The 23954-nt window shown below is 63.2% G+C and carries 3 protein-coding genes; all 3 read right to left on the bottom strand.

The window, feature by feature from the left end:
- Positions 1 to 55: 55 nt before the first annotated feature.
- From BK662_RS06920 to BK662_RS06910, 3 genes are read right to left on the bottom strand one after another with little or no spacing between them, the layout of a single operon-like run.
- Positions 56 to 12442, bottom strand: a complete 12387-nt coding sequence (locus BK662_RS06920; protein WP_123357450.1) for a non-ribosomal peptide synthase/polyketide synthase — start codon at positions 12440 to 12442, stop codon at positions 56 to 58.
- Positions 12443 to 12454: 12 nt separating this feature from the next.
- Positions 12455 to 20287, bottom strand: coding sequence for a non-ribosomal peptide synthetase (locus BK662_RS06915; RefSeq protein ID WP_123357449.1), 7833 nt, complete (start codon positions 20285 to 20287; stop codon positions 12455 to 12457).
- Positions 20284 to 23691 (bottom strand): non-ribosomal peptide synthetase, encoded by a 3408-nt coding sequence (locus BK662_RS06910; protein WP_123357448.1) that lies wholly within the window; start codon positions 23689 to 23691, stop codon positions 20284 to 20286. The genes BK662_RS06915 and BK662_RS06910 overlap by 4 nt, the downstream gene beginning before the upstream one ends.
- Positions 23692 to 23954: the final 263 nt, after the last annotated feature.

The raw sequence follows: 23954 nt of genomic DNA, 5'->3' as shown, positions 1-23954 counted from the left end.
TAAAAAAGGGACGCGCCTGAGCAACGCCCCCCGGCAATGATTAAAAACCCGGCACTCAGCCCACCTGCGCCATGCAATGCTCGATCAACGCCTCAAGCTCGCGCTGATAATCCTGCATGAACCGCTCCATGGTGCTGGCCCGATAACGCTGGGTGCTGTAGATGCAACGCAGCGCCAACTGACCGTCGTAAACCTGGCCGACAATCTCCAGCCAGTTGCCCAGATTGGCCTGCAGGCTGTAGTTGTCGCCAGTTTCTTCCAGCGCCGGCACCAGCAGCGCCTGCTCGTCGAAGCTCTGGTCGAACTGCCCCAGATAGTTGAACGTCACCCGTGCCTGCGGCAGGTCGGCCAATTGGCGGGCCAGTTGCGGGCCGGCCAGATGACGCAACACGCCGTAGCCGATGCCCTTCTGCGGGATGGCCGCCAACTGCGCCTGCACGTTGACGATCGACGCGCCGATGTCCGCGCTGTCGGGGGTGAGCCGGACCGGGAACATGCTGGTGAACCAGCCCAGGCTGCGACTCAGGTCGATGCTCTCGAACAGGTCCTCGCGGCCGTGCCCTTCCAGCAAAATCAGCGCCGACGACTGTTCACTCCAGCGACACAACGCCCGGCTCAGGGCCGACAGCAGCAAATCGTTGATCTGCGTGCGATAGACCGCCGGTGCCTGTTTGAGCAACTGCTCGGTGTGCTCGCGAGACAACTTGAGCCGCGCCTGAGCCTGGTGACGCACCTGATTCTTGCCGCGACGGTTATCGCACGGCAGGTCGACGCCTGGCTGATCGAGTTGCTCCAGCCAGTAGCCCAATTCCTGCTCTGCAATCACCGGCGCCTGCGCCTGCAAGGCTTCGGCAAATGCGCGATAGCTGCTGGTGCGGATCGGCAGTTGCGGTTCGATGCCCATCACGCAGGCCTCATAGGCCACCTTCAAGTCGTCGAGCAGAATCCGCCACGACACCGTGTCGACCACCAAATGGTGAATGACCATCAACAGCCGCGCCTGCCCGTCCTGCAAGGCGATGTGTACCGCGCGCCAGGCCGGTCCATCGTCAAGCTTGAGGCTGCGCTGTGTCAGGTTGGCCAAGGCTTCGACCTGCTCACTGTTCTCGGCCTCGCGGCGCCAAAGCACCGGCTCGCGGCGATCCGTCGGCGCGGCGTAGCGCTGCAACCAGCGCCCGCCTTCCTGACAAAAGCGCAGGCGCAAGGCGTCGTGATGGTTTTCGATCCAGCCCAGCGCCTGTTCCAGGGCGTCCAGATCCAGCGCCTGACGCGCACTCAGCAACAACGATTGGTTGTAGTGATGAGGCTCTGCCATGCCCTCGGCAAAGAACCATTCCTGAATCGGCAGCAGAGTGAACAGCCCCTCACTGGCCACATGGGTGAGGTCCACCGACGGTTGCGCGGTGCCCGCCTTCACCACGTCCTGCTCGACGATGCCGGCGATGGTCTGGTAGCGCATCAGATCGCGCAGCTTGAGTTCCATCTGCAGGGTCGGGTGGTTCCTGACCCGGGAAATCACTTGCAGGCTCAGGATCGAGTCGCCGCCCAGTTCGAAGAAGTTGTCGCTGATACCGACCTGCTCCACCTGCAACACCTGCGCCCAGATGTCCGCCAGCAGTTGTTCCTGCTGATTGCGCGGGGCGACGTATTCCTCACTTTTGAATTCCGGCTCGGGCAATGCCTTGCGATCAAGCTTGCCGTTGGGGGTGACCGGGAAGGCGCTGAGGCAGACGATCTGCGCCGGCACCATGTATTCCGGCAACGTGGTGCGCAGCCCAGCCTTGAGCTCATCACCCAGCTCCTGCCCGGCATCGGTGACGACGTAACCGATCAGTTGCTTGCCGGAGGCATTATCCCGGGCGATCACCAAGGCGTCGCTGACCTGCGCCAGTTGGCGCAGGCTGGCCTCGACTTCACCGAGCTCGATACGGAAGCCGCGCACCTTGACCTGATGGTCGATACGACCGACGTAATCGATCACGCCGTCCTGGCGCAAACGCACCAGGTCGCCGGTGCGGTACAGCCGCTCGCCGCTGGCAAACGGGTTGGGCACGAAGCGTTCGCAGGTCAGGTCTGGCCGACCGTGATAACCACGGGCAACCCCGTAGCCACCGATGTACAACTCGCCGGCAAAGCCGGGCGGCAGCGGATTCAAATCCTCATCCAGCACGTACAGCGAACGCGCGCCCACCGCGCGGCCGATCGGCGCATAAGCCGCTTCACACTGCTGGCTCACCGGCACTTTCCACAGCATCGGGGTGACCACGGTTTCCGTCGGGCCGTAGCCGTTGGTGAAGTACTCGGGACGCAGCGCCGCCTTGACCTGTTCGAAGGTCTGGTCCGGCACCGCATCGCCGCCGAAGCAGTAAATGCGCACCGGTGGCGGCGCGATACCGCTGGCCGCGGCGTACTCGGCCAGTTGCTTGAGGTAGGCCGGCGGGAAGCAGGCGATGGTCACGCCGTACTCGTGCAGCGCCTGCCAGGTCTGTTCCGGCGTCCACAGGCAACCGTCCCGCACCACCAGCCGGCCGCCGCTGTACAGCGTACTCAACCAGCGCTCATGGGCACCGTCGAAGGCGAACGACATGAAGTGCAGCTCGCAGCTGCGGGTGTCCATTTCATACAGTTTGGCGATGGCCTGACAGTGCATGCTCAGTGGTCCCTGAGTAACCGCCACGCCTTTTGGTCGCCCGGTGGAACCCGAGGTATAGACCAGATAGGCCAGCCCTTGCTCCAGCACGCGACACACCGGCGCCTCATCGCCATAACGGGACTCATCGAGCTGATCCAGCTCAAGGCGCAACAGGCCCTCGGGCGCCGGCAACGTCGCCCGCAGGCTGCTCTGGGTCAGCAGCAGCGCCATGCCCGAATCTTCGATCATGTACGCCAGACGCTCCGGCGGATAATCGATGTCCAGCGGCACATACGCCGCGCCGCTTTTGAGCACGGCGAGGAAGCTGACGACCATTTCCAGCGAACGCGGCAGTGCCACGCCGATCACCACTTCCGGCCCTGCGCCATGCTCGATCAAGCAATGGGCCAGACGATTGGCGCGGCGCTCCAGTTCGCCGTAGCTCAGGCTCAGCCCGGCACATTGCACCGCAATGGCCTCGGGCTGACTCAAGGCGTGTCGGCTGATCAGCTCCGGCAACAGCTGCGGTTGATGCTCCGCTGGCGGCTTGGCGCTCCAGGTCTGCATCGATAGCCATTGTTCAGGCGACAGACGCTGCAGGTTACCCAAGCGTTCGTAAGGCGCGCGCATCATCGCCTCAAGGGTGTTTTCCAGGGTCAGGCGAATCCCCTCCACCGCCTCGGCACTGAAGTGGCTGCACAGGTACAGGTATTCGATCGACAGTTCATCACCGAGCATCACCGCCAAGTCCATCGGCACGTTGGTCACGCCATGGCCGATGGATTTGCCGAAGGTCAGGTCGGTGTCGTTTTCTTCCTGCAAGCGATCATCGATCGGGAAATTCTCGAACACCACGATGCTGTCGAACAACGCCTGGCCACCGAGGTTCGACCAGCGCTGCACATCCGCCAGCGGTGCCTGGGAATAATCGCGGATATCCAGGTTGTAGGCCTGAACCTGATTCAGCCAGTCGGCCAGACGCTGATCCGGTTCCGGGGTCTGGATGATCGGCAAGGTGTTGATGAACAGGCCCAGCATGTTGCCGACATTCGGCAGGTTCTCGGGACGCCCGGAGACCGTGGCGCCGAACGTCACCGTGCGCTGGCCGGTGTAGCGTTGCAACAGCAACAGCCAGGCACCCTGGATCAGGGTGTTGGGGGTAATGCGCAGGTCGCGGCAGAACTGCAGCAACCGGGCGGTCTGCGCGATATCCCAGTTCGAATAAATCGCGTCGTGACCGGACACATCGGCCGAGTGGCGCGGATGAATCGCCTGACTCAACGCGGTGGGCTCGTTGACCGCCGCCAGACGCGCCTTCCAGAACAGTTCCTGGGCGTCCTGATCCTGTGCTTGCAGCCAGGCGATGAAGTCGCGGTAACGGCCGTTTTCGCCGCTGACCTGCCCCTTCGAGTAATACTGCAACACCTCACCGAACAGCCGTGAACTGCTCCAGCCGTCCATCAGAATGTGGTGGCTGGTCCAGACCATCTGGTACTGATCGTCGCTCAAGCGCAGCAGGGTCACCCGTTGCAACTTCGCCTCGGCCAGGTCGAAGCCCAGCGCTCGATCTTCGGTGGCGAACTCGGCAATCTGCGCGTCGCTGATGTCCTGCCCGCGCCAGTCGAGCACCTGCATCTGCAAGGCCGCGTGGTACTGAACAATCTGTAACGGCTTGGTCAGCCCGTCCTGCCAATGGAAGCTGGTGCGCAGAATCGCCTGACGCTCAATGATGTATTCCCACGCAGCGCGGAAGCGCCCCACGTCCAGGCCCTTGACCGGCAGGCTGACCTGGTTGACGTACAGGCTGCTGCCGTTGTCCGACAGCGTATGGAACAGCATGCCCTCCTGCATCGGCGACAGCGGATAGATGTCTTCAATTGCCGCAGCGGGCACCGGCAAGGCATCGAGCTGCGTCTGGTCGAGACGGGCCAGCGGGAAGTCCGACGGGGTCAACTCATGGCTGCCCGGCTGACTCGAGCGTTTGAACGCCGTACTGCCTCTGACCGGGCTTTCATCGTTCTCAAGAGAAACATTCATCTGCACCACACGAGCCAACCGTTCCACCGTCTGCTGCTGGAACAGGTCTCTGGGAGTGAACCGAATCCCCGCCTGACGCGCCCGGCTCACCACCTGAATGGAGATAATCGAGTCGCCACCCAAGGTGAAGAAGTTGTCGGTCACACCGACCCGCGTAAGTTTCAGAATGTCTTGCCAGATCCCGGCAATCTGTTGCTCCAGCGCTGTGCGCGGCGCCACGTAATCGCGCTGCAATTGGTTGACGTCCGGGGTCGGCAAGGCCTTGCGGTCGAGTTTGCCGTTGGGGGTCAGCGGCAACTGTTCGATGAACAACCATTGCCCCGGCACCATGTAATCCGGCAGGTGCGCCTTGAGTCCGGTCTTGAGCGCTTCGCTCAGATCGTCTTGTTCTTGCGAATTCAGGTCGGCCTGCGTCGGCACCACGTAAGCCACCAGTTGCTGACCACTATGGCCTTCCACCGCCAGCACCACGCCTTCGCGCACGCTGTCATAGGCCAGCAGGTGCGCTTCGATTTCACCGAGCTCGATACGGAACCCGCGCACCTTGACCTGATGATCGATGCGGCCGACATATTCGATCAGGCCGTCGTCACGCAAACGGGTCAAGTCGCCGGTGCGATACATCCGCTCGCCATTGCTGGCCAGCGGGTTGGGCACAAAGCGTTCGGCGGTCAGGCCCGGACGGAACAGATAGCCACGGGTAATGCCGTCGCCAGCCAGGTACAGCTCGGCAGCAACCCCAATCGGCGCGGCCTGCAACTGGGCATCGAGCAAGTGTGCGGTGGTGTTCACCAGCGGTCGGCCGATGTTCGCCTGGCCGCCGGCTTCGCGACGGGTGCAGGTCGAATAGGTGGTGTCTTCCGACGGCCCGTACAAATCATAAACGTGCTCGACCGAAGTCTCGCGGTACAGCGTGTCCACCAGGCTTTGCTTGAGCGGTTCACCCGCAAGGTTGATGATGCGCACGCCGTGAGGGATCTGCCCGGCGCGCTGCAAGGCTGCAATGGCCGACGGCACGGTGTTGATCAGGCGCACCTGATCGCGCTCCGGCAGGTCCGGCAATTCCAGGGCGTTGCGCGCCATGATGATCGAGCCGCCGCGGGCCAGGGTGACGAAAATCTCCCACACCGACAGGTCGAAGCACACCGAGGTCGAGGCCAGCACGCCTTGCAGGTCCTCTTCGCTGTACACCTCGTGCGACCAGTGAATCAGCGCCTGCACGTTGCGATGAGCAATCGCCACGCCTTTCGGTTTACCGGTGGAACCGGAGGTATAAATCACATAAGCCAGGTTGGCGGAGTCGATCCGCCCCTCAAGATTGTGCGGCGCCAGGTTGGCGAAGGCCTGACCGCCCGCCTCGACCCACACCACTTGGGCCTGGGTCTCGGGCAACTGCGACAGCAAGTGCTGCTGGGTCAGCAACACCCGCGCCTGACTGTCGTCGAGCATGTAGGCCACGCGATCCGCCGGATAGTCCGGGTCCAGCGGCACGTAGGTGCCACCGGCCTTGAGCACCGCCATCAAGGCAATCACCAACTCGGCGGAACGAGGCATCGCCACGCCCACGCGGATTTCCGCGCCGACACCCAGCGTTTGCAGATGACGGGCCAACTGGTTGGCGCGGCGATTGAGTTCGGCATAGGTCAACCCAGCACCGGCATGCCGCAAGGCAATCGCCTGTGGCCGCGCTTCGACCTGAGCTTCGAAGCCTTGATGGATCAAGGCCTGGACCGGGTACGCTGCATGATGGTCATTCCATTCCGCCAGAGTACGCAGCTCGCTCGCCGGCAACAGGCCGATCTCGCCCAGCAAGCGTTGCGGTGCGTCGAGGAACTGGCGCAGTACTTCTTCCAGATGAGCGGCCAGGCCGACAATGCTGCGCTCGGCGAAGTGCTCGGTGAGGTAGTTGAAGTCCAGGCTCAACACCTCGCCGGCACCGGCGATCAGCGTCAGGCCGTAGTTCGTTTGCTCACGGTGTTCGAGACCGCTGAAACGCAACCCACCCGGATTGGCCTCCAGGGTGTCGGACACCGGGTAGTTTTCGAACACCAGCAAGGTGTCGAACAATGCCTCACCGTTAAGCGCGGCCAGGCGTTGGATGTCTTGCAACGGCGTCTGTTCGTAATCGCGCAGCAGCAGGTTTTTGTCCTGCACGCTACGCACCCAGTCGCTGACACTGCAGGTCGCTGGCGGGCTGGCGATCACCGGCAGGGTATTGATGAACAGGCCCAACTGTTGCTCGATGCCCGGCAGATCCACCGGACGACCGGACACCGTCGCGCCGAACGCGACACTGCTCTGCCCGGTGTAGCGCTGCAACACCAGCAGCCACGCGGCTTGCACCAGGCTGTTGAGCGTCACTTGCTGCTGGCGCGAGAAACCGTTGAGGCGCTGGGTGAAGGCTGCGTCAAAGGTCAGCTTATGCACGCCTTTACCGGGGCCGGGCACGGTTTGCCCGTGGCAGGCCGAGGCCAATCGCGTCGGTTCGTCCAGTTCGGCCAATTGCCCGCGCCAGAAGGCTTGCGCCGCGTCCTTGTCCTGGCGTTGCAGCCAGGCCAGGAAGTCGCGATAACGACCCTGCGCACTCGGCACCGGATGCCCGGCGTAATCCTGCAGCACTTCGCCAAACATCCGCGAGTTGCTCCAGCCGTCCATGAGAATGTGGTGGCAGGTGAAGATCAGGCGATGACGGTCATCGGCGGTGCGCAGCAGGCACAGGCGCAGCAGCGGCGGGTTCTGCAAGTCGAAACCGCGTTCGCGATCGGCCAAGGCACGGGCCTCAAGCACGGCTTGCAAGTCCGGTTCGGCGCGCACATCCACTTCCGGCATTTCCAGGGTCAGCTGGCGATAGATCACTTGCAGCGGTGTATCGAGGCCGTCGCGGCCCCAGATGAAACCGGCGCGCAGCACTTCATGACGGTCCACCACCCGCTGCCAGGCTTGCTGGAAGCGCGGTACATCCAGACCGTCGATATCCAGCAGCATCTGATAGACGTAAGCGCTGGCGTCGGCGTCGTACAGGCTGTGGAACAGAATGCCCTGCTGCATCGGCGCCAGCGGGTAAATGTCCTCGATCCGCTGTGCGGTGATCGGCAGGCTGTCCAGATGCGCCTGGGACAACCCGGCCAGTGGCACATCGGAAGGGGTCAGACCGCCGCTCGGATGGCTCAGGCAATGGTCGATCAACTCGCCCAGCGCAACTTCATAAGCGCGGGCCAGGGCGTTGATGGTCGCCTCTTCGAACACGTCACTGCTGTAGGTCCAGGTCAGGCTCAATTGCCCTTGGTAGACGCGGCCGTCGATGGTCAGCCAGTTGCTCATCGGCGCTTGTTCATCCTGCCCGGCGCCCTTGTCTTCGGTGGCCGGCACCCACAGGGTGCCTTCGTCGAAGTTGTTATCGAACTGCCCCAGGTAGTTGAAGGTCACCTTGGGTTGGGACAAGCCGCTCAGGGCCGCTTGCGCAGCGTCGCTGCCCAGATACCGCAGCAAGCCAAAGCCGATGCCTTTGTTCGGGATCGAGCGCAGTTGTTCCTTGATGCCCTTGATGGACGCTTCGAGGCTGGCCTGCGGAGTGAGGCGCACCGGGAACATGCTGGTGAACCAGCCCACGGTACGGCTCAGGTCGAGGTCATCGAACAGGTCTTCGCGGCCATGCCCCTCGAGCTGCACCAGGGCGCTGTCGGAGGCGGTCCATTCACACAAAACCCGGGCCAGTGCGGTCAACAGCAAATCGTTGACTTGGGTGCGATACACCGCCGGTGCCTGTTGCAGCAATTGCCGGGTACGCTCGGCATCCAGACGCGTATCGACGCTGCGCTCGAAACGGTTCTGCAATTGTCCATCAGGGTTGTCCAGCGGCAAGTCCGCCGGCGCTTCGGCCAGTTGCCCGCGCCAGTAATCCAGCTCGGTTTCCAGCCCGGCGCTGCGCGCATAACCTTGCAGGCGTTCGCCCCAATCCTTGAACGCCGTGGTCTTGGCCGGCAGGCGCAACGGCGTGCCGGTGCTCAGTTGCTGATAAGTGGTTTGCAGGTCTTCCAGCAGAATCCGCCACGACACACCATCGACCACCAAATGGTGGATCACCAACAGCAGTCGCTGACTGGCATCGGGCAGATCTACCAGGGCCGCGCGGATCAACGGGCCATCGCTCAGGTTCAAGCTGCGCTGCAACGCCAGGCACAGCGCCGGCAAGGCCTCGCTATCTGGCAACGCCACGGTGCGCAACAGTGTGTTCGGCTGATCGACGGCGGCATGTTCCTGCCCCCAGACACCTGCGGTCTGGCGATAGCGCAGACGCAAGGCATCGTGATGTCGTTGCAGATGTTCCAGGGCTTGCTTGAGCGCAGCCGCTTGCAGAGGCTCGGCCGGGGTCAGCAGGATCGACTGGTTCCAGTGCTGACGCTCGGGAATGTCAGTGGCGAAAAAGTACTGTTGAATCGGGGTCAGCACGGCAGCGCCGAGCACATCACCTTGCATCGCCTGCACCGCATCGCTCTGCTGTGCGACGGTGGCCAGGCGTTGCACGGTCTGGTGCTGGAAGATGTCTTTGGGCGAGAAGCGGATGCCCGCCTGACGCGCCCGGCTGACCACCTGAATCGAGATGATCGAATCGCCGCCCAGTTCGAAGAAGTTGTCGTTGAGGCCGACCTGCTCGACTTTCAACACGTCCTGCCAGATCTCGGCCAGGCGCTGTTCGAGTTCGCTGCGCGGGGCCGCGTAAGCCTCTTGCACCAGGCTCACATCAGGGTTGGGTAGTTGCTTGCGATCGAGCTTGCCATTGGCCGTCAGCGGCAGGCGTTCGAGGAACACCCAGCTGACCGGCACCATGTAGTCCGAGAGGGTTTCACGCAATTGCGCTTTGATCGAATCGCGCAAGCCGGCATGGGCATCTGCGTCCAGTGGCTCGCTCGGCACGATCCAGGTAGCCAGTTGCTGCCCACTGAGCCCTTCGACCGCCAACACCACGGCTTCACGCACCGCGTCATGCTTGAGCAATTGGGTTTCGATTTCCCCCAGCTCGATACGGAAACCGCGAATCTTCACCTGATGGTCGATACGGCCGATGTACTCGATCACCCCGTCGCCGCGCAGCCGCGCCAGGTCGCCGGTGCGGTACAAGCGTTCACCGGCCACAGGGTTGAACGGATCCGGAACGAAACGGGTAGCGCTCATGCCCGGTTGGTTCAGATACCCCCGCGCAAGCCCGGCCCCGGCGATGTACAACTCGCCGATGCACCCTTGGGGCACCAGGTTCAGCGCGTCATCGAGCAAGTACCACGACAGGTCGACAATCGGCTCGCCGATCGGGCTGCTGTGGGTCTGTTGCAAGTCCGCCAGGGACAGCGGGCGGTAGGTCACATGCACGGTGGTTTCAGTGATGCCGTACATGTTGATCAGGGTCGGCGCGCGATCGCCGAAACGCTCGAACCAGGGGCGCAGGCTCTGTACTTCCAACGCTTCACCGCCAAACACCACGTAACGCAGCGCATGGTTGCGCGACGAAGCACTGGCCACTTGCATCAGCGGTTTGAACGCCGACGGCGTCTGGTTCAGAACGGTGACTTGTTCATCGCAAAGCAAGGTGTAGAACTCTTCCGGCGAACGGGTGACATCGTGGGGCACCACCACCAGTTTGCCGCCGTGGAGCAGCGCGCCGAAGATTTCCCAGACCGAGAAATCGAACGCGTACGAATGGAACAGGGTCCAGCTGTCCTCGGGGCCGAAACCGAACCAGTGATCAGTGGCGCTGAACAGGCGAATGACATTGCCATGGGACAACAACGCGCCTTTGGGCTTGCCGGTGGACCCGGAGGTGTAAATCACATACGCGAGGTTGTCTGCGGTGGTGCGGCAAGGAGGGTTGGCCGTGCTGCTTTCCAGCAGAGGTTGATTCAAATCCAGACAGGCCAGCCCCGGCGGAATCGGCAGCTGCGCCAACAGGTGGCCCTGGGTCAGCAACAGCTCGATCCCGCTGTCCTCGATCATGTAGCGCAAGCGGTCGTCGGGGTAGCTCGGGTCCAGCGGCACATAAGCGCCACCGGCCTTCAGCACAGCGACAATGGCGACGATCATCTCCAGCGAACGTTCCACCGCCACGCCCACCCGCACATCGGGGCCGACGCCACGGGCGATCAGCTGATGCGCCCATTGGTTGGCCCGATGATTGAGTTCGGCATATATCAGTCGTTGCCCGGCGAACACCACCGCGGGCGCATCCGGACGATGCTCGGCCTGAGCCTCGATCAACTGATGAATGCACTGGCTGACTGGGTGCATCACCGGGCTCGGGTTCCAGTGCGCGAGCAGTTGTTGTTGCTGCTCGTCATCGAGCACCGGCAGTTGGGCAATGCGCTGGGTCGGGTCCTGAACAATCGCCCGCAGCAGGTTGCGCCAGTGCTGCGCCAGACGTTCAATGGTCGCAGGCTCGAACAGGTCGGTGGCGTATTTGAGCACCGCTTCAATGCCATGGGCCTGTTCGGTGGTGTTCAGCACCAGATCGAACTGCGCGGTTGCGCTTTGCCATTCCAGCGGCTCGATGCTCAAGCCGTTCAACCGCGTCTCGACACTGATCCGGCTTTCGGCCTGGTGATTGAACATCACCTGGAACAACGGGCTGTGGCTCAGGCTGCGTCCCGGCTCCAGGGCTTCCACCAGTTGTTCGAACGGCAGGTCCTGGTGCGCCTGAGCTTCCTGGGCGGTTTGCCGAACCTGGCGCAGCAGATCGACGAAGCTGGCTTGCCCGTCGACGTCCGCCTTGAGCGCCTGGGTGTTGACGAAGAAACCGATCAGTCGCTCGATTTCCACGCGCCCGCGGTTGGCCACCGGCACACCGACGCGGATGTCGGCCTGGCCGCTGTAGCGGTGCAACAAGGCCTGGAACGAGGCCAGCAACAGCACGAACAGCGTGACGTTTTCCCGTCGGGCGAAGGCCTTGAGGCTGTCGCTCAGCGTCGGGTCCAGAATCAGGTTGTGGCTGGCCCCGGCAAAGCTCTGTTCCACCGGACGCGCACGGTCGGCAGGCAGCTCCAGCACCGGTTGCTCGCCGCCGAGCTGTTGTTGCCAGTAGGCCAGTTGACGTTCCTGTTCGCCGGCCTCCATCCATTGCCGCTGCCACAGGGCGTAGTCGGCGTATTGAATCGGCAAGGCCGGCAGCCCGGCGTCATGCCCGAGATTGAAACCGGCATACAACTGCACCAGTTCCTCGATCATCACCTGCAACGACCAACCATCCGACACGATGTGGTGCAGGGTCAGCACCAGCACGTGATCATGCGGGGTGACTTGCAGCAGGGCCGCGCGCAACAGCGGGCCGGTCTGCAAATCGAAGGCTTGCTGGCTCTGGGTCTGGACGAAGGCCTGGATCGACGCCTGCGGGTTTGCCGCCAGTTCAGGGCTCAGCTCGTGAATATCCAGGGCAAACGATCCTGCCGGCAGGATCGTTTGCAAGGGTTGCCCGGCGTCTTGAGTGAACACCGTGCGCAAGGTTTCGTGACGTTCGATCAGCGCCTGGACGCTGCGCTGCAACGCGGCCACATCCAGCGGGCCCTGCAAGCGCAGGGCCGTGGGAATGTTGTAGGCCGCGCTGTGCGGCGCCCATTGCCAGAGAAACCACTGGCGCTGCTGAGCGTAGGACAACAACAACGGTTCTTCAGCCGTGCGCTTGAAAACCGGGGCAATGTCAAAAAGGTTGACCCCTTTCTGCTTGAGCAGAACCGCCAGAGCCTTTCTTTGCTTAGCCGAAAGTTGTCCTACCGACTCGATTAACTCTTGCACGCGTTGTTCCCCTCAAGAAATCAGTTTTTCCAGATCATCGAGGGATAGACGTTTGAGGGCCTCCAGGGATTTAGCCAATTCGTCCTGAACCGGCGATAAATCGACGCGCAACGCTTCGACGCGGGTGCAGAACGCTTGCAGGGTGTCGGCTTCGAACAGCTCCTTGAGCGGCACCTTGTCACCCAGGCGTTCCTTGATCCGGGTGACCACCAGCGTCGCCAGCAACGAGTGCCCGCCCAACTGGAAGAAGTTGTCCGTCAGGCCCACGCGCTCGACTTCCAGCACCTCTTGCCAGACGGTTGCCACTTCCCATTGCAGATCGGTGCGCGGCGCTTCGTAACGCTGCAGCGTCGGATTGCCGCCCAGCGCCATCAGGGCCTTGCGGTCGAGCTTGCCATTGGGGGTCAGCGGCAGCGCGTCGATCACGTGCAGATGGCTCGGCACCATGTGTGCCGGCAAACGACTGACCAGGGCTACCCGCAGGCTTTCCACCAACGACTGACGGTCACTGACCGGTTGGCTCGCCACCACATAGCCGTGCAGATGTTTGCCCGCCGCGCCCTCTTGCGCCAACACCACGGCTTCGCGCACGTCGGGCTGCTCCAGCAATCGGGCTTCGATCTCACTCAGCTCGATGCGGAAGCCGCGAATCTTCACCTGATGGTCGGCACGACCGATGTACTCAATCGCGTTGTCTGGCCCTTGGCGCACCAGATCGCCGGTGCGATACAGCCGCTCACCATTGGTCGCAAACGGGTCTGGCACGAAGCGTTCAGCGGTCAGGCCGGGACGCAGCAGATAGCCACGGGTCACGCCGGCGCCGGCCAGGTACAACTCGGCCGCCAGCCCTGCCGGCAGCACTTGCAACTGGCTGTCGAGCAGGTAGGCCACGGTGTTGTCCAGCGGCCGACCGATGTTCGCCCGGCCGTTGGCGGTGCGCAGGGTGAAGGTCGAATAGGTGGTGTCTTCCGACGGCCCGTACAGGTCATAAACCTGCTTGACCGACGTGCTGGCGTACAGCGTATCGACCAGCGTCTGCTTGAGCGGCTCGCCGGCCAGATTGATGGTGGTGACCGACGCCGGAATCTGCCCGGCCCGTTGCAGCGCGGCAATCGCCGATGGCACGGTGTTGATCAGCGTCACTCGCTCACGGGCCGGCAACTCGGACAGCGCCAGGGCGTTGTCTGCCAGCACCATGCAACCGCCGCTGGCCAGGGTGACGAAAATCTCCCACACCGACAGGTCAAAGCAGATCGAGGTCGAGGCCAGCACGCCACGCAGCTGCTCATCACGGTAAACACCCTGCGACCACTGGATCAGCGCCGCGAGGTTGGCATGGGTGATCGCCACGCCTTTGGGCTTGCCGGTGGAGCCGGAGGTGTAAATCACGTAGGCCAGGTTCTGCGCAACGATGCGGCTGACGGGCGCCGTGGACGGATACCCGGCGAGCCACTCGGCGCCCTCTTCGACCAACAGCACTTGAGACGGCAACGCCTCGGGCAACATCGCCTGCAACGCGGCTTCGGTCAGCAGCACTGCCGCGCAACTGTCCTCGAGCATGTGCAGCAAGCGCTCTTGCGGATACTCCGGGTCCAGCGGCACGTAGGCACCGCCGGCCTTGAGGATCGCCAGCAGCCCGACCAGCATGTCCGGGGTGCGGCGCATGCACACGCCGACCCGCACTTCCGGCCCGACACCCAGCGTTTGCAGCTTGTGCGCCAGTCGATTGGCCCGGGTGTCGAGGGTGCGGTAATCGAGGGTCTGCTCGGCGAACAACACCGCAGCGGCCTGCGGCTGACGCTGTACCTGCGCGTCGATCCGCTCGACCACGCTGCGCGAATCCAGTGCCGTGATCGCGGCCTTGCCCCAGTCGACAGCCGCTTGACGCGGTGCGCCGTTCAGCAGTTGCAACGCGCCCAGAGGCTGCGAAGCGTCCGCCATGAATTGCATCATCAGGCCTTCGAGCCGGGTGCTCAGGTCGGCGATGGTGGCGTGATCGAAACAGGCCTGATCGAAGCTCAAGCCCAGGGTCAACTCACGACCGGTGACTGCCACCAGCGTCAGCGGATAGTGGGTCTGTTCCTGACGCTCGATTGTGGAAAACTCCAGCCCAGTGACAGAGCCTTGGGCCAACGCTTCGGCCATCGGGTAGTTCTCGAACACCAGAATACTGTCGAACAGCGCACCCGCGCCCTGCCCCGCCCAGCGCTGAATGTCGTAGAGCGGCGTGTGTTCATGTTCGCGCAGGGCCAGGTTGAGGCTCTGCACCTGCTGAATCCACTGCCCGACCGGGATCTCGGCGGGCGGCGAAGCCACCACCGGCAAGGTATTGATGAACAGGCCGATCTGCTGCTCGACGCCGGGCAAGTCCGTCGGGCGACCTGCCACGGTGGCGCCGAAAGCCACGGTGTCCTGGCCGGTATAGCGCTGCAACAGCACCAGCCACGCGGCCTGCATCAAGGTATTGAGGGTGACCTTCTGCTCGCGGGCGAAGCGGTTCAGGTCACCGGTCTGTTGTTCGCTGAACACATGCTGGTAATCGGCATAACCGCTGGCCAACGTCTGGCTGACCGGCATGGCGCTGGCCAGCCGGGTCGGCTCCTGAAGGTCAACCAACGCCGACGTCCAGAACGCGCGACTGGCCTGAACATCGCGCTGGCCCAGCCACTCAATGTAATCGCGATAGCGCCCCGGGGTCGCCGCCAGTGTCATGCCGGCATAGCGTTGCAACACCTCGCCGAACAACTGCGAGGTGCTCCAGCCATCCATCAAGATGTGATGACTGGTGTAGATCAAGTGATGCTGCGCCTCACCAGTTTGCACCAGCAAGACTCGCAACAGCGGGGCCTGGTCCAATTCGAAACCGGCGGCCAGATCCTCCCTAGCCAACTGATCGAGCGCCGTTTGAAGGTCATCACTACCGCGCCAGTCTTGCACGGTCATGGGCATCTGCACCGTCTGCCTTACAATCTGCACCGCCGCGTCGGCGTCCTCGGGCCAGACGAATACCGTGCGCAGAATCTCATGGGCCTCCAGCGTCTGCTGCCAGGCCTGACGGAAACGCTCGGCGTCCAGGTGCCGCACATCGACCCGCAACTGGTTGGTGTAGGCCGGGCCGTCCGGTTCGTTGAGGCTGTGGAACAGGATGCCCTGCTGCATCGGCGACAACGGATAGAGATCGCTGATCTCCCGTGCCGGTACCGGCAGCGCCGACAGCTGCGCCTGAGTCAGACGCAGCAGATTGAAGTCCGACGGCGTGACCCCGGCATGCTCACCGGCAGTGCAATGTTCGATCAGCCGTTCCAGCTCATGGCAATAAGCATCGGCCAGCGCCTGAATGGTTTGCGGGCGGTACATGCCTTGGCCGAACGTCCAGCTCAACTCCAGCTCGCCGCCGTAGACCTGGCCGTCGACACTTAGCCAGTTGCCTAAGGGCGCAGCATCGTCCTGATGCTCACCGGTGCTGTCGGCGGTCGGCACCAACAGCGCGCCGTCAGCGGCACTGAACGCGCCGTCGAACTGGCCCAGATAATTGAACGTGATGCGCGGCGGCGGCAGTTCACGCAGCGGCTCGAAACCTGCGAGGTAACGCAACACGCCGTAGCCGATGCCTTTGCCCGGCACGGCTCGCAGTTGTTCCTTGATCGCGCACAACGAAGTGCCCGGCTCTGCCTGTGGGGTCAGACGCACCGGAAACAGGCTGCTGAACCAGCCGACGGTGCGACTCAAATCGAGGTCGTCGAACAGATCTTCGCGGCCGTGGCCTTCAAGCTGGATCAGCACCGATTCCTGTTCGCTCCAGTCGCACAACACCCGCGCCAGGGCCGTCAGCAGCAGATCGTTGATCTGGGTGCGATAGGCGGCCGGTGCCACTTTGAGCAGCGTGTGGGTCAACGTTTTGTTCAGGCGTGAAGTGGCCCGAGCGGCCTGACGGCGGGTCTGGACGGTCTCGGGAAAATCCCTCGGCAGGTCACTGTTACCGCCCTCCAGCGTGCGCTGCCAGTAATCGCGCTCAGCCTTCAAAATATCGCTCTGCCCGTAACGGTGCAGGTGTTGCGCCCAGGTCTGGAGCGAACTGCTTTTGCCCGGCAGGACAATCGCCTTGCCTGCCGCCAACGCGGTATAGGCTTGCTGCAAATCTTCCAGCAGCACCCGCCAGGACACGCCATCCACCACCAGGTGATGGATCACCAACAGCAAACGTTGCGTAGCGTCAGGCAGGTTCACCAGCACCGCGCGCACCAGCCGGCTCTGTTGTAAGTCGAGACTGCGCTGGGCTTCGGTGGCCAGCGCGGGCAAATCGGCAAGGTTGTCCAGTGCCCGCACCCACAACAGGTCTGTGTGGCGCTGCGCCTGGAACGTCGCCTGCCAAGTCTCGCCCGACGCCTGGAAACTCAGGTTCAGCGCATCATGCTGCTCGATCAGGGCGGCCACTGCGTTGTGCAGATGGGACGCGTCGAGGGGGGATTGCGGCTGCAGCATCACCGACTGGTTCCAGTGATGACGCTGGGGAATGTCGGTTTGGAAGAAGCGGGCCTGGATCGGCAACAACGGCAACTCGCCGCTGATCTTTTGCGCGACGCTGGCCGCCGGTTTGCTCTCGATCAGCTTGGCCACCGTCGCCAACTGGCCGATGGTCTGCTTCTCGAACAGTTGCTTGGGGCTCAGCTTGATGCCCTGGCGTTTGGCCCGGGCGATGATTTGCAGGCTGAGGATCGAATCGCCGCCCAGCTCGAAAAAGTTGTCGGTGCTGCCCACTTGTTCAAGCTTCAGGACATCGGCCCAGATGGCGGCGAGCTTCTGTTCGATCTCGCCCACCGGGGCAACAAATTGCTGCGTCACCAGCCCCGGCGTCGGCAAGGCACGCTTGTCCAGTTTGCCGTTGGCGGTCAGCGGCAGGCGCTCCAGAACCACGATCTGCGCCGGCACCATGTACTCCGGCAGGCAGGCCTGTAACTGCTGACGCAAGGCGTCGACATTCAACGGCAGGTCAGGCGCGGCCACGCAGTACGCCACCAGTTGCAGGCGCGTTTCATCACCGTCCAGCGGCAAGGCCAGCACCGCGGCCTCGCTCACGCCGCTCAGGCCCAGCAATACTCGAGCGACTTCCGCCGGCTCCACCCGAAAGCCGCGCACTTTGACCTGGTCGTCGGCACGACCGATGAATTCCAGTGCTCCCTGACGATTGCGGCGCACCCGGTCACCGCTGCGGTAAACCCGCGTGCCGACGGCGCCAAACGGATCCGGCAGGAAGCGTTCGGCGGTCAGCCCTGGCTGCCCCAGATAACCCAGCGCCACACTGTCGCCGCCGATGTACAGCTCGCCCGCCACCTGATCGGCGACTGCGTTGAGCACATCGTCCAGCACATAGACATGCGCGCCCGGCAACGGGCGGCCGACCGGCACGCCGCGAGCACCAGCGTCGAGATCCTTAAGCTCATGGGTCAACACGCCGACCGTGGTTTCGCTCGGGCCATAGTGGTTGATGAACCGGCAGCCCCGCTTGAGTCGCCGCACCTGTTCGAGCAATGCCGGTGAGCAGGCCTCGCCGCCCACGATCAGTGCGTGTTGCGGCAACACATCGGCGGCCCGGTACGCTTGCATCAGCGCCGCCAAATGCCCCGGCACGATTTTCAACACGCCCACTTGGTGCTCAGCCATGTAATCGGCAAACCGGTCCGGGTCGAAGCCCAGCTCCTGCGGCAATACATGCAGCAAGCGACCGGAGCACAAGGCGCCGAACAGCACGGTAAACCCCAGGTCCGCCGCAATGGTCGAGACCAGCGCCATGCTTGCCGCAGGCTCGAGCGCCAAGCGCTCCAGCGCACCGCGCACATAACTGGCCAGAGCGCCGTGGCTCACCAGCACGCCTTTGGGTTGGCCGGTGGACCCGGAGGTGTGAATCACATAGGCCGCTGCATCCGCCGACACGGTCAGCGAAGGCTTCGTCGTCGGCTGGTCCTGCCAGCGTTCGGGCGCGAAGGCCAGCCCCTGACAACCGGCGACCGCCAAGGTGTTTTCCCGCGCGCCTGCGGCACACAACAGGACTTTCGCCTGCGCGCCTGCGAGCATTTGCTGCAAACGCGCGGCCGGCGCCTTGACGTCCAGCGGCATGTACACCGCCCCGGCCTTGAAGATCCCCAGCACACAGGTCAACCAATCCAGGGAGCGCTCCATCAGCACCGCCACTGGCTGCCCGTTTTGCACGCCTTGCGCACCCAGGTAATGGGCCAGGCGATTGGCGTCCTGATCCAGCGCCTGGAAACTCAAGGTCCGTTCGAGACAGCGTGCGGCCAGCGCCGCAGGCTGCGCGGCCACCTGACGATCCCACTGCTGCAACACCGACTCCGCCGCCTCCCGTGGCGCCAGCGCCGGTTGCACAGGCGTGGTCGCAAGACTGTGCAGCGGCGCCTGCGGGGCGCTCAGCAATTCGCGGAACAGGCCGAGCAGCGTCGGGATAAACCCCTCGATGGTCGAGTGCTGGTAAAGGTCGCTGGCGTAAGTCATTTGCCCGTGGATCAGCGTGCCGTCATCGGTGATGTCCAGCGCCAGATCGAAGTGCGTGCCTTCTTTGTCCAGCGGATACTCGGTGACGCTCAGGCCCGGCAGGTTCATCGAACGCTGGGTCTGCATGCCGACGTTCTGGTTGAACTTGGCCTGAAACAAAGGGTTATGCCCCAGGGTTCGCTCGGGCACCAGTTCATCCACCAGTTGCTCGAAGGGCAGCTCCTGATGGGCCTGGGCACCGAACGATGCTTCCCGGACCCGGGCCAGCAAATCGTCGAAGCTGCCGCGCTCATCGACCTGGCAACGCAGCACTTGAGTGTTGACGAAGAAACCGATCAGCCCTTCGACCTCGGAGCGCCCACGGTTGGCATTGGGCACGCCAACGCGGATATCGCGCTCGCCGCCAAGACGCGACAGGAACAGCGAAAACCCGGCCAGCACCAGCATGAATAAGCTGATGCCCTGATCCCGGGCAAAGCCGTTCAACTGCCGGGACAGGTCTGCACCGAAATCAAAGCTCAGGGTCTGGCCTTCGAAACTCTGGGTCAGCGGCCGGGGGAAATCCGCCGCCACGTCCAACAACGGATGCTCTTCACCCAACTGCTGGCGCCAGTAATCGAGTTGCCGCTCGCCCTCGCCGGCCTCCAGCCAACGGCGCTGCCAGATCGCGTAGTCGGCGTACTGCAGGGGCAACGCCGGCAACTGCGGTTCGCGCTCCAGGCTGAAGGCCTGATAGCACTGCACAAATTCCTTGACCATGACGTCCATCGACCAGCCATCGGAGACGATGTGGTGCATGCTCACGATCAGCACATATTCATCGTGCGCCAGGCAGAACAGACTGGCCCGCAGCAATGGCCCGTGGAGCAAATCGAACGGTTGCGCGGCCGCTTCCTGAACCCGCCGCGCCAACTCGGCTTCACGCGCTTGCACGGCAACGTTCGACAGGTCGACGCGTTGCAGTGGCACGCTCTGCTGGTCGAGGATGATCTGGTTCGGCGGGTCGTTGTCGGTCTGGAATACCGTGCGCAGCACTTCATGGCGCGCCACCAGATGATCGAAGGAGCGCACCAACGCTGCCTCGTTCAGCTGCCCGTGCAAGCGCAGGCCGGCGGCCATGTTGTACGCGGCGCTCTGCGGGTCGAGCTGCCAGAGAAACAGCAGACGTTGCTGGGCAAACGAGAGCGGGATCACCGCGCAGTCGTGACGACTGACCGGCAGCGGCAACAGGCTGAAGTCCTTGCCCTCCTCGCGCAGTTTGGCGAGAAACAGTCGACGTTGCTCCAGCGGCAAACCGACGAACCTTTTAGCGATACGCTCCGCCATATTGCCGCTCATACTTCTACCCCCTCCAAAGAACTCATGAACTGATCCATATCGGACCAGTCGTTATCGCTTGCACCGTCTGCCAGCGCGGCCAGCTCCAGCGCCAGATCGCCCAGCAGCGGTGTCTCGAACAGACTGCGCAACGGCAGCACCACGCCCAACTGGCTTTTGATTCGCGCAATCACTTGCGCGGCCAGCAACGAATGCCCGCCCAACTCAAAGAAATGGTCATCGACACCGACCCGTGGCACCTGCAGCACCTCGATCCATATCTGCGCCAGCGCCTGTTCGGTGTCGGTTTGCGGTGCGCGATAGCTGCTCTGCAATTGGCTCGAATCGGGGATCGGCAGGGCCTTGCGGTCGAGTTTGCCGCTGGGGGTCAGGGGCAGACGCGGTAACAGCAGCAAATGGCCGGGCACCATGTAGTCCGGCAGGTTCTTTTGCAGATCGCTTCTGATTTTCTGACGCAGAATCGCCTGCTCCGCCGCGCTGTCGAGCACGCTCTGATCGACGACCAGATACGCCACCAGTTGCGCGCCACCAGTCAGGGGCAAGGCCAGCACCACCGCTTCACGAATCCCCGGGCATTGCTGCAACCGCGATTCGATTTCTCCCAACTCAATGCGGAACCCGCGAATTTTCACTTGGTGATCGACGCGGCCGATGTACTCTACCGCGCCATCGTCCCGTAGCCGGGCGCGGTCGCCGGTGCGGTACAGGCGCTCGCCGACCGCGAACGGATCGGCAATAAACCGTTGGGCGCTGAGCGTCGGCTGCCGGTGATACCCACGAGCCAGGCCCGGGCCGCCGATGTACAACTCGCCCACCGCCCCTTGCGGCAGCAGGTTCAAATCGTCATCAAGCACGTACAACCGGCGTTGCTCCAGGCCGTGACCGATCGGTATGCCGCGCCATGACACCGCCTCGGCGGTCAACGCGCTGCAATCGTGGAGGGTCGAAACCACCGTCGCCTCGGTCGGGCCGTAGGTGTTGAGCAAACGCACATGGCCCAACCCGGCGCGTTGCCACAGGCGCAGCCCGTCCACCGCCATCGCCTCGCCGCCCACATGAATCTGGCGCAAGGCAGCGAAGTGGGCAGGCGGGTTGGCCGCATAATCCTGCACCACCGAATACCAATAAGCGGCCGGCAAATCCGCCAGGGTAATGCCCTGTTCGACGATCACCTGGTGCAAGGTCGCACTGTCCCACAGGCCCGCATCGCGCAGGACGACACAGGCGCCATGGCACAGCGGCGGGAAGAATTGCTCGACGAAACCGTCAAAACTGCTGGTGGCGAATTGCAGTACGCGATCGCCTTCGCGCAAGTCGCTGTAGTCGATCGCCCGCGCGATGAATTCGCTCAGCGCGCCATGGCTGACGGCCACACCCTTCGGCCGGCCGGTGGAGCCGGAGGTGTAAATCACGTACGCGAGGTTCTGCGGATCTACCGTCACTTGCAGGTTGTCTTGATTCGCAGCGTCGCTGTCCGGCAGTCGGTCCAGACACAGGCAGTCGATGCCATCGAGCGCCGGCAGACTGGTCAGCAGGGAGCTCTCGGTCAGCAACAGTTTCAGCCCGCTGTCATCCAGCACATGGCGCAATCGCTCGGCCGGGGTGTGCGGGTCCAGCGGCACATAGGCGCCGCCGGCCTTGAGCACGGCCAGCAACGCCACGGCCAGTTCCAGCGAGCGACCCAACGCCACACCGACCAGCACATCGGGGCCAACACCCTTGGCGCGCAACTGATGGGCCAGATGATTGCTGCGAGCATTCAGTTCGGCATAGCTGAGTGAGGGCGACTGATCGCCCGCCAGGATCACGGCGCTGGTGTCGGGAATGCGCGCAACCTGGGCCTCGAACAGCTGCGGCATGCCGGGCAGCGGTGTCGGAATGGCGACGGGTTGAATCAAGCGTTCGCGCTCATCCGTGCCGAGCATCGCCACCTCGCCCAGCGGTTGTTGCGGATCACGGCAAACCGACACCAGCACGTTGTGCCAATGCTCAGCCAACGCGGCGATGGTCTGTGCGTCGAACAGGTCGGTGGCGTAAGTGAACGCGGCGAACAGTTGCTCGCCCTCCTCCCGGGTGTCGAGCATCAGGTCGCTGGTAGCCGCATGCTGACGTCCGCTGCCGGCCAGTTGCTGCTCACTCAGATAGCCGACCTGCAAACCGCAATCGAGCTGCGCGTCCTGCAGATCGGTCACCAGTGGCTGGTGGTTGAACATCACCTGAAACAACGGATTGTGGCTTTGGCTGCGGGCCGGTTGCAGGGCTTCGATCAACGCGTCAAACGACAGTTCCTGATGGGCCTGGGCGCCAAGCGCCGCTTGACGCAAGCTCTGCAGCAGGTCGCTGAAACGGGTCTGCGGGGTGACTTCACTGCGCAGGATCTGAGTATTGACGAAGAAGCCGATCAGGCCTTCGGTTTCACTGCGGGTGCGGTTGGCGATCAAGCCGCCGACGCGGATGTCGGTCTGGCCGCTGTAGCGATGCAGCAAGGTCTTGAAGGCGGCCAGCAACACCACGAACAATGTCACGCCCTGGCGCTGGGCGAGGGTTTTCAGCTCTTGGCGCAGGGCCCCGTCGATGACTTTTTCCAGGCGCGCGCCCTGGTGGCTGGACTGGGCCGGATAGGCACGGTCGGTGGGCAATTCGAGGATCGGGTGTTCCTCGCCCAACTGCGTGCGCCAGTAATCGAGCTGACGCTCGCGCTCCCCGGCTTCCAGCCAACTGCGCTGCCACAGGGCGTAGTCGCGGTAGTGTACGGTCAGTTCCGGCAAGGTCGGTTGCCGCCCCGCCACCAACCCGTCGTAGGTGCGCATGAACTCGTCGATCAGAATGTTCATCGACCAGCCATCGGCAATGATGTGATGCAGCGTCAGCAACAGCACGTGTTCCTGTTCGGCCAGGCGCAACAGGCGAATACTCAGCAGCGGCCCCTGTTGCAAGTCGAACGCCTGAGTGGCTTCAGCCATCATGTGCTGTTGCGCCTGCGGCCAGCGCCGATCTTCAGGCAAGGCACTCAGGTCGTTGATCGCCAGTGTCAGGTCACGGGGTTCGGCCACCCGCTGGAACGCACGCTCGCCCTCCTGGCCGAAGGTGGTGCGCAGGCACTCATGGCGTGCCACCAACAGGCTGAACGCGCGCTCAAGCGCATCGGTTTGCAGCGCACCGTTCAGGCGCACCGCCATCGGCAGGTTGTAGGCCGCGCTCTGCGGATCCAGCTGCCAGAGAAACCACATCCGCTGCTGGGCATAGGACAGGCCGTCACGCTCGTCGACCCCGACACAGGAGGTCATGGGAAGCTGCGCAAAATCGATGCCTTCGCGAGCCATGCCTGCCAGAAACAAGCGGCGCTTGTCCTGCGGCAGTTCGATAAAGCGGCGGGCGAGTTTCTGTGCGTCTGCGGCATTCATGCATTGGGTCCTTGCTGATCGGCGGCGTGACCAGGAGGCCCGGTCGTATCAACAAGAACGAATGGCTGACGCGATGATTTAGCGGCACTGACAAACGCGGGACCAACGGTTAATGACGGTCGGTTACGCGCATGTAAAAGCGGGCTTGCCCTAATACCTGTCAGTTAAGGTGCGCAACTTGTGGGAGCGAGCCTGCTCGCGATGACGGTGGTACATTCAGCATCAATGTTGAGTGATCCGTCGCGATCGCGAGCAGGCTCGCT

The sequence above is a fragment of the Pseudomonas frederiksbergensis genome, from assembly GCF_003732275.1.
GTDB lineage: Bacteria > Pseudomonadota > Gammaproteobacteria > Pseudomonadales > Pseudomonadaceae > Aquipseudomonas > Aquipseudomonas frederiksbergensis_H.
This window is presented reverse-complemented; position numbering and strand designations above follow the sequence as displayed.

Excerpts from the sequence above, each read along its gene's own strand:
- BK662_RS06910 (WP_123357448.1), bottom strand. The coding sequence starts at position 23,691 with ATGAATGCCGCAGACGCACAGAAACTCGCCCGCCGCTTTATCGAACTG.
- BK662_RS06915 (WP_123357449.1), bottom strand. The coding sequence starts at position 20,287 with ATGAGCGGCAATATGGCGGAGCGTATCGCTAAAAGGTTCGTCGGTTTG.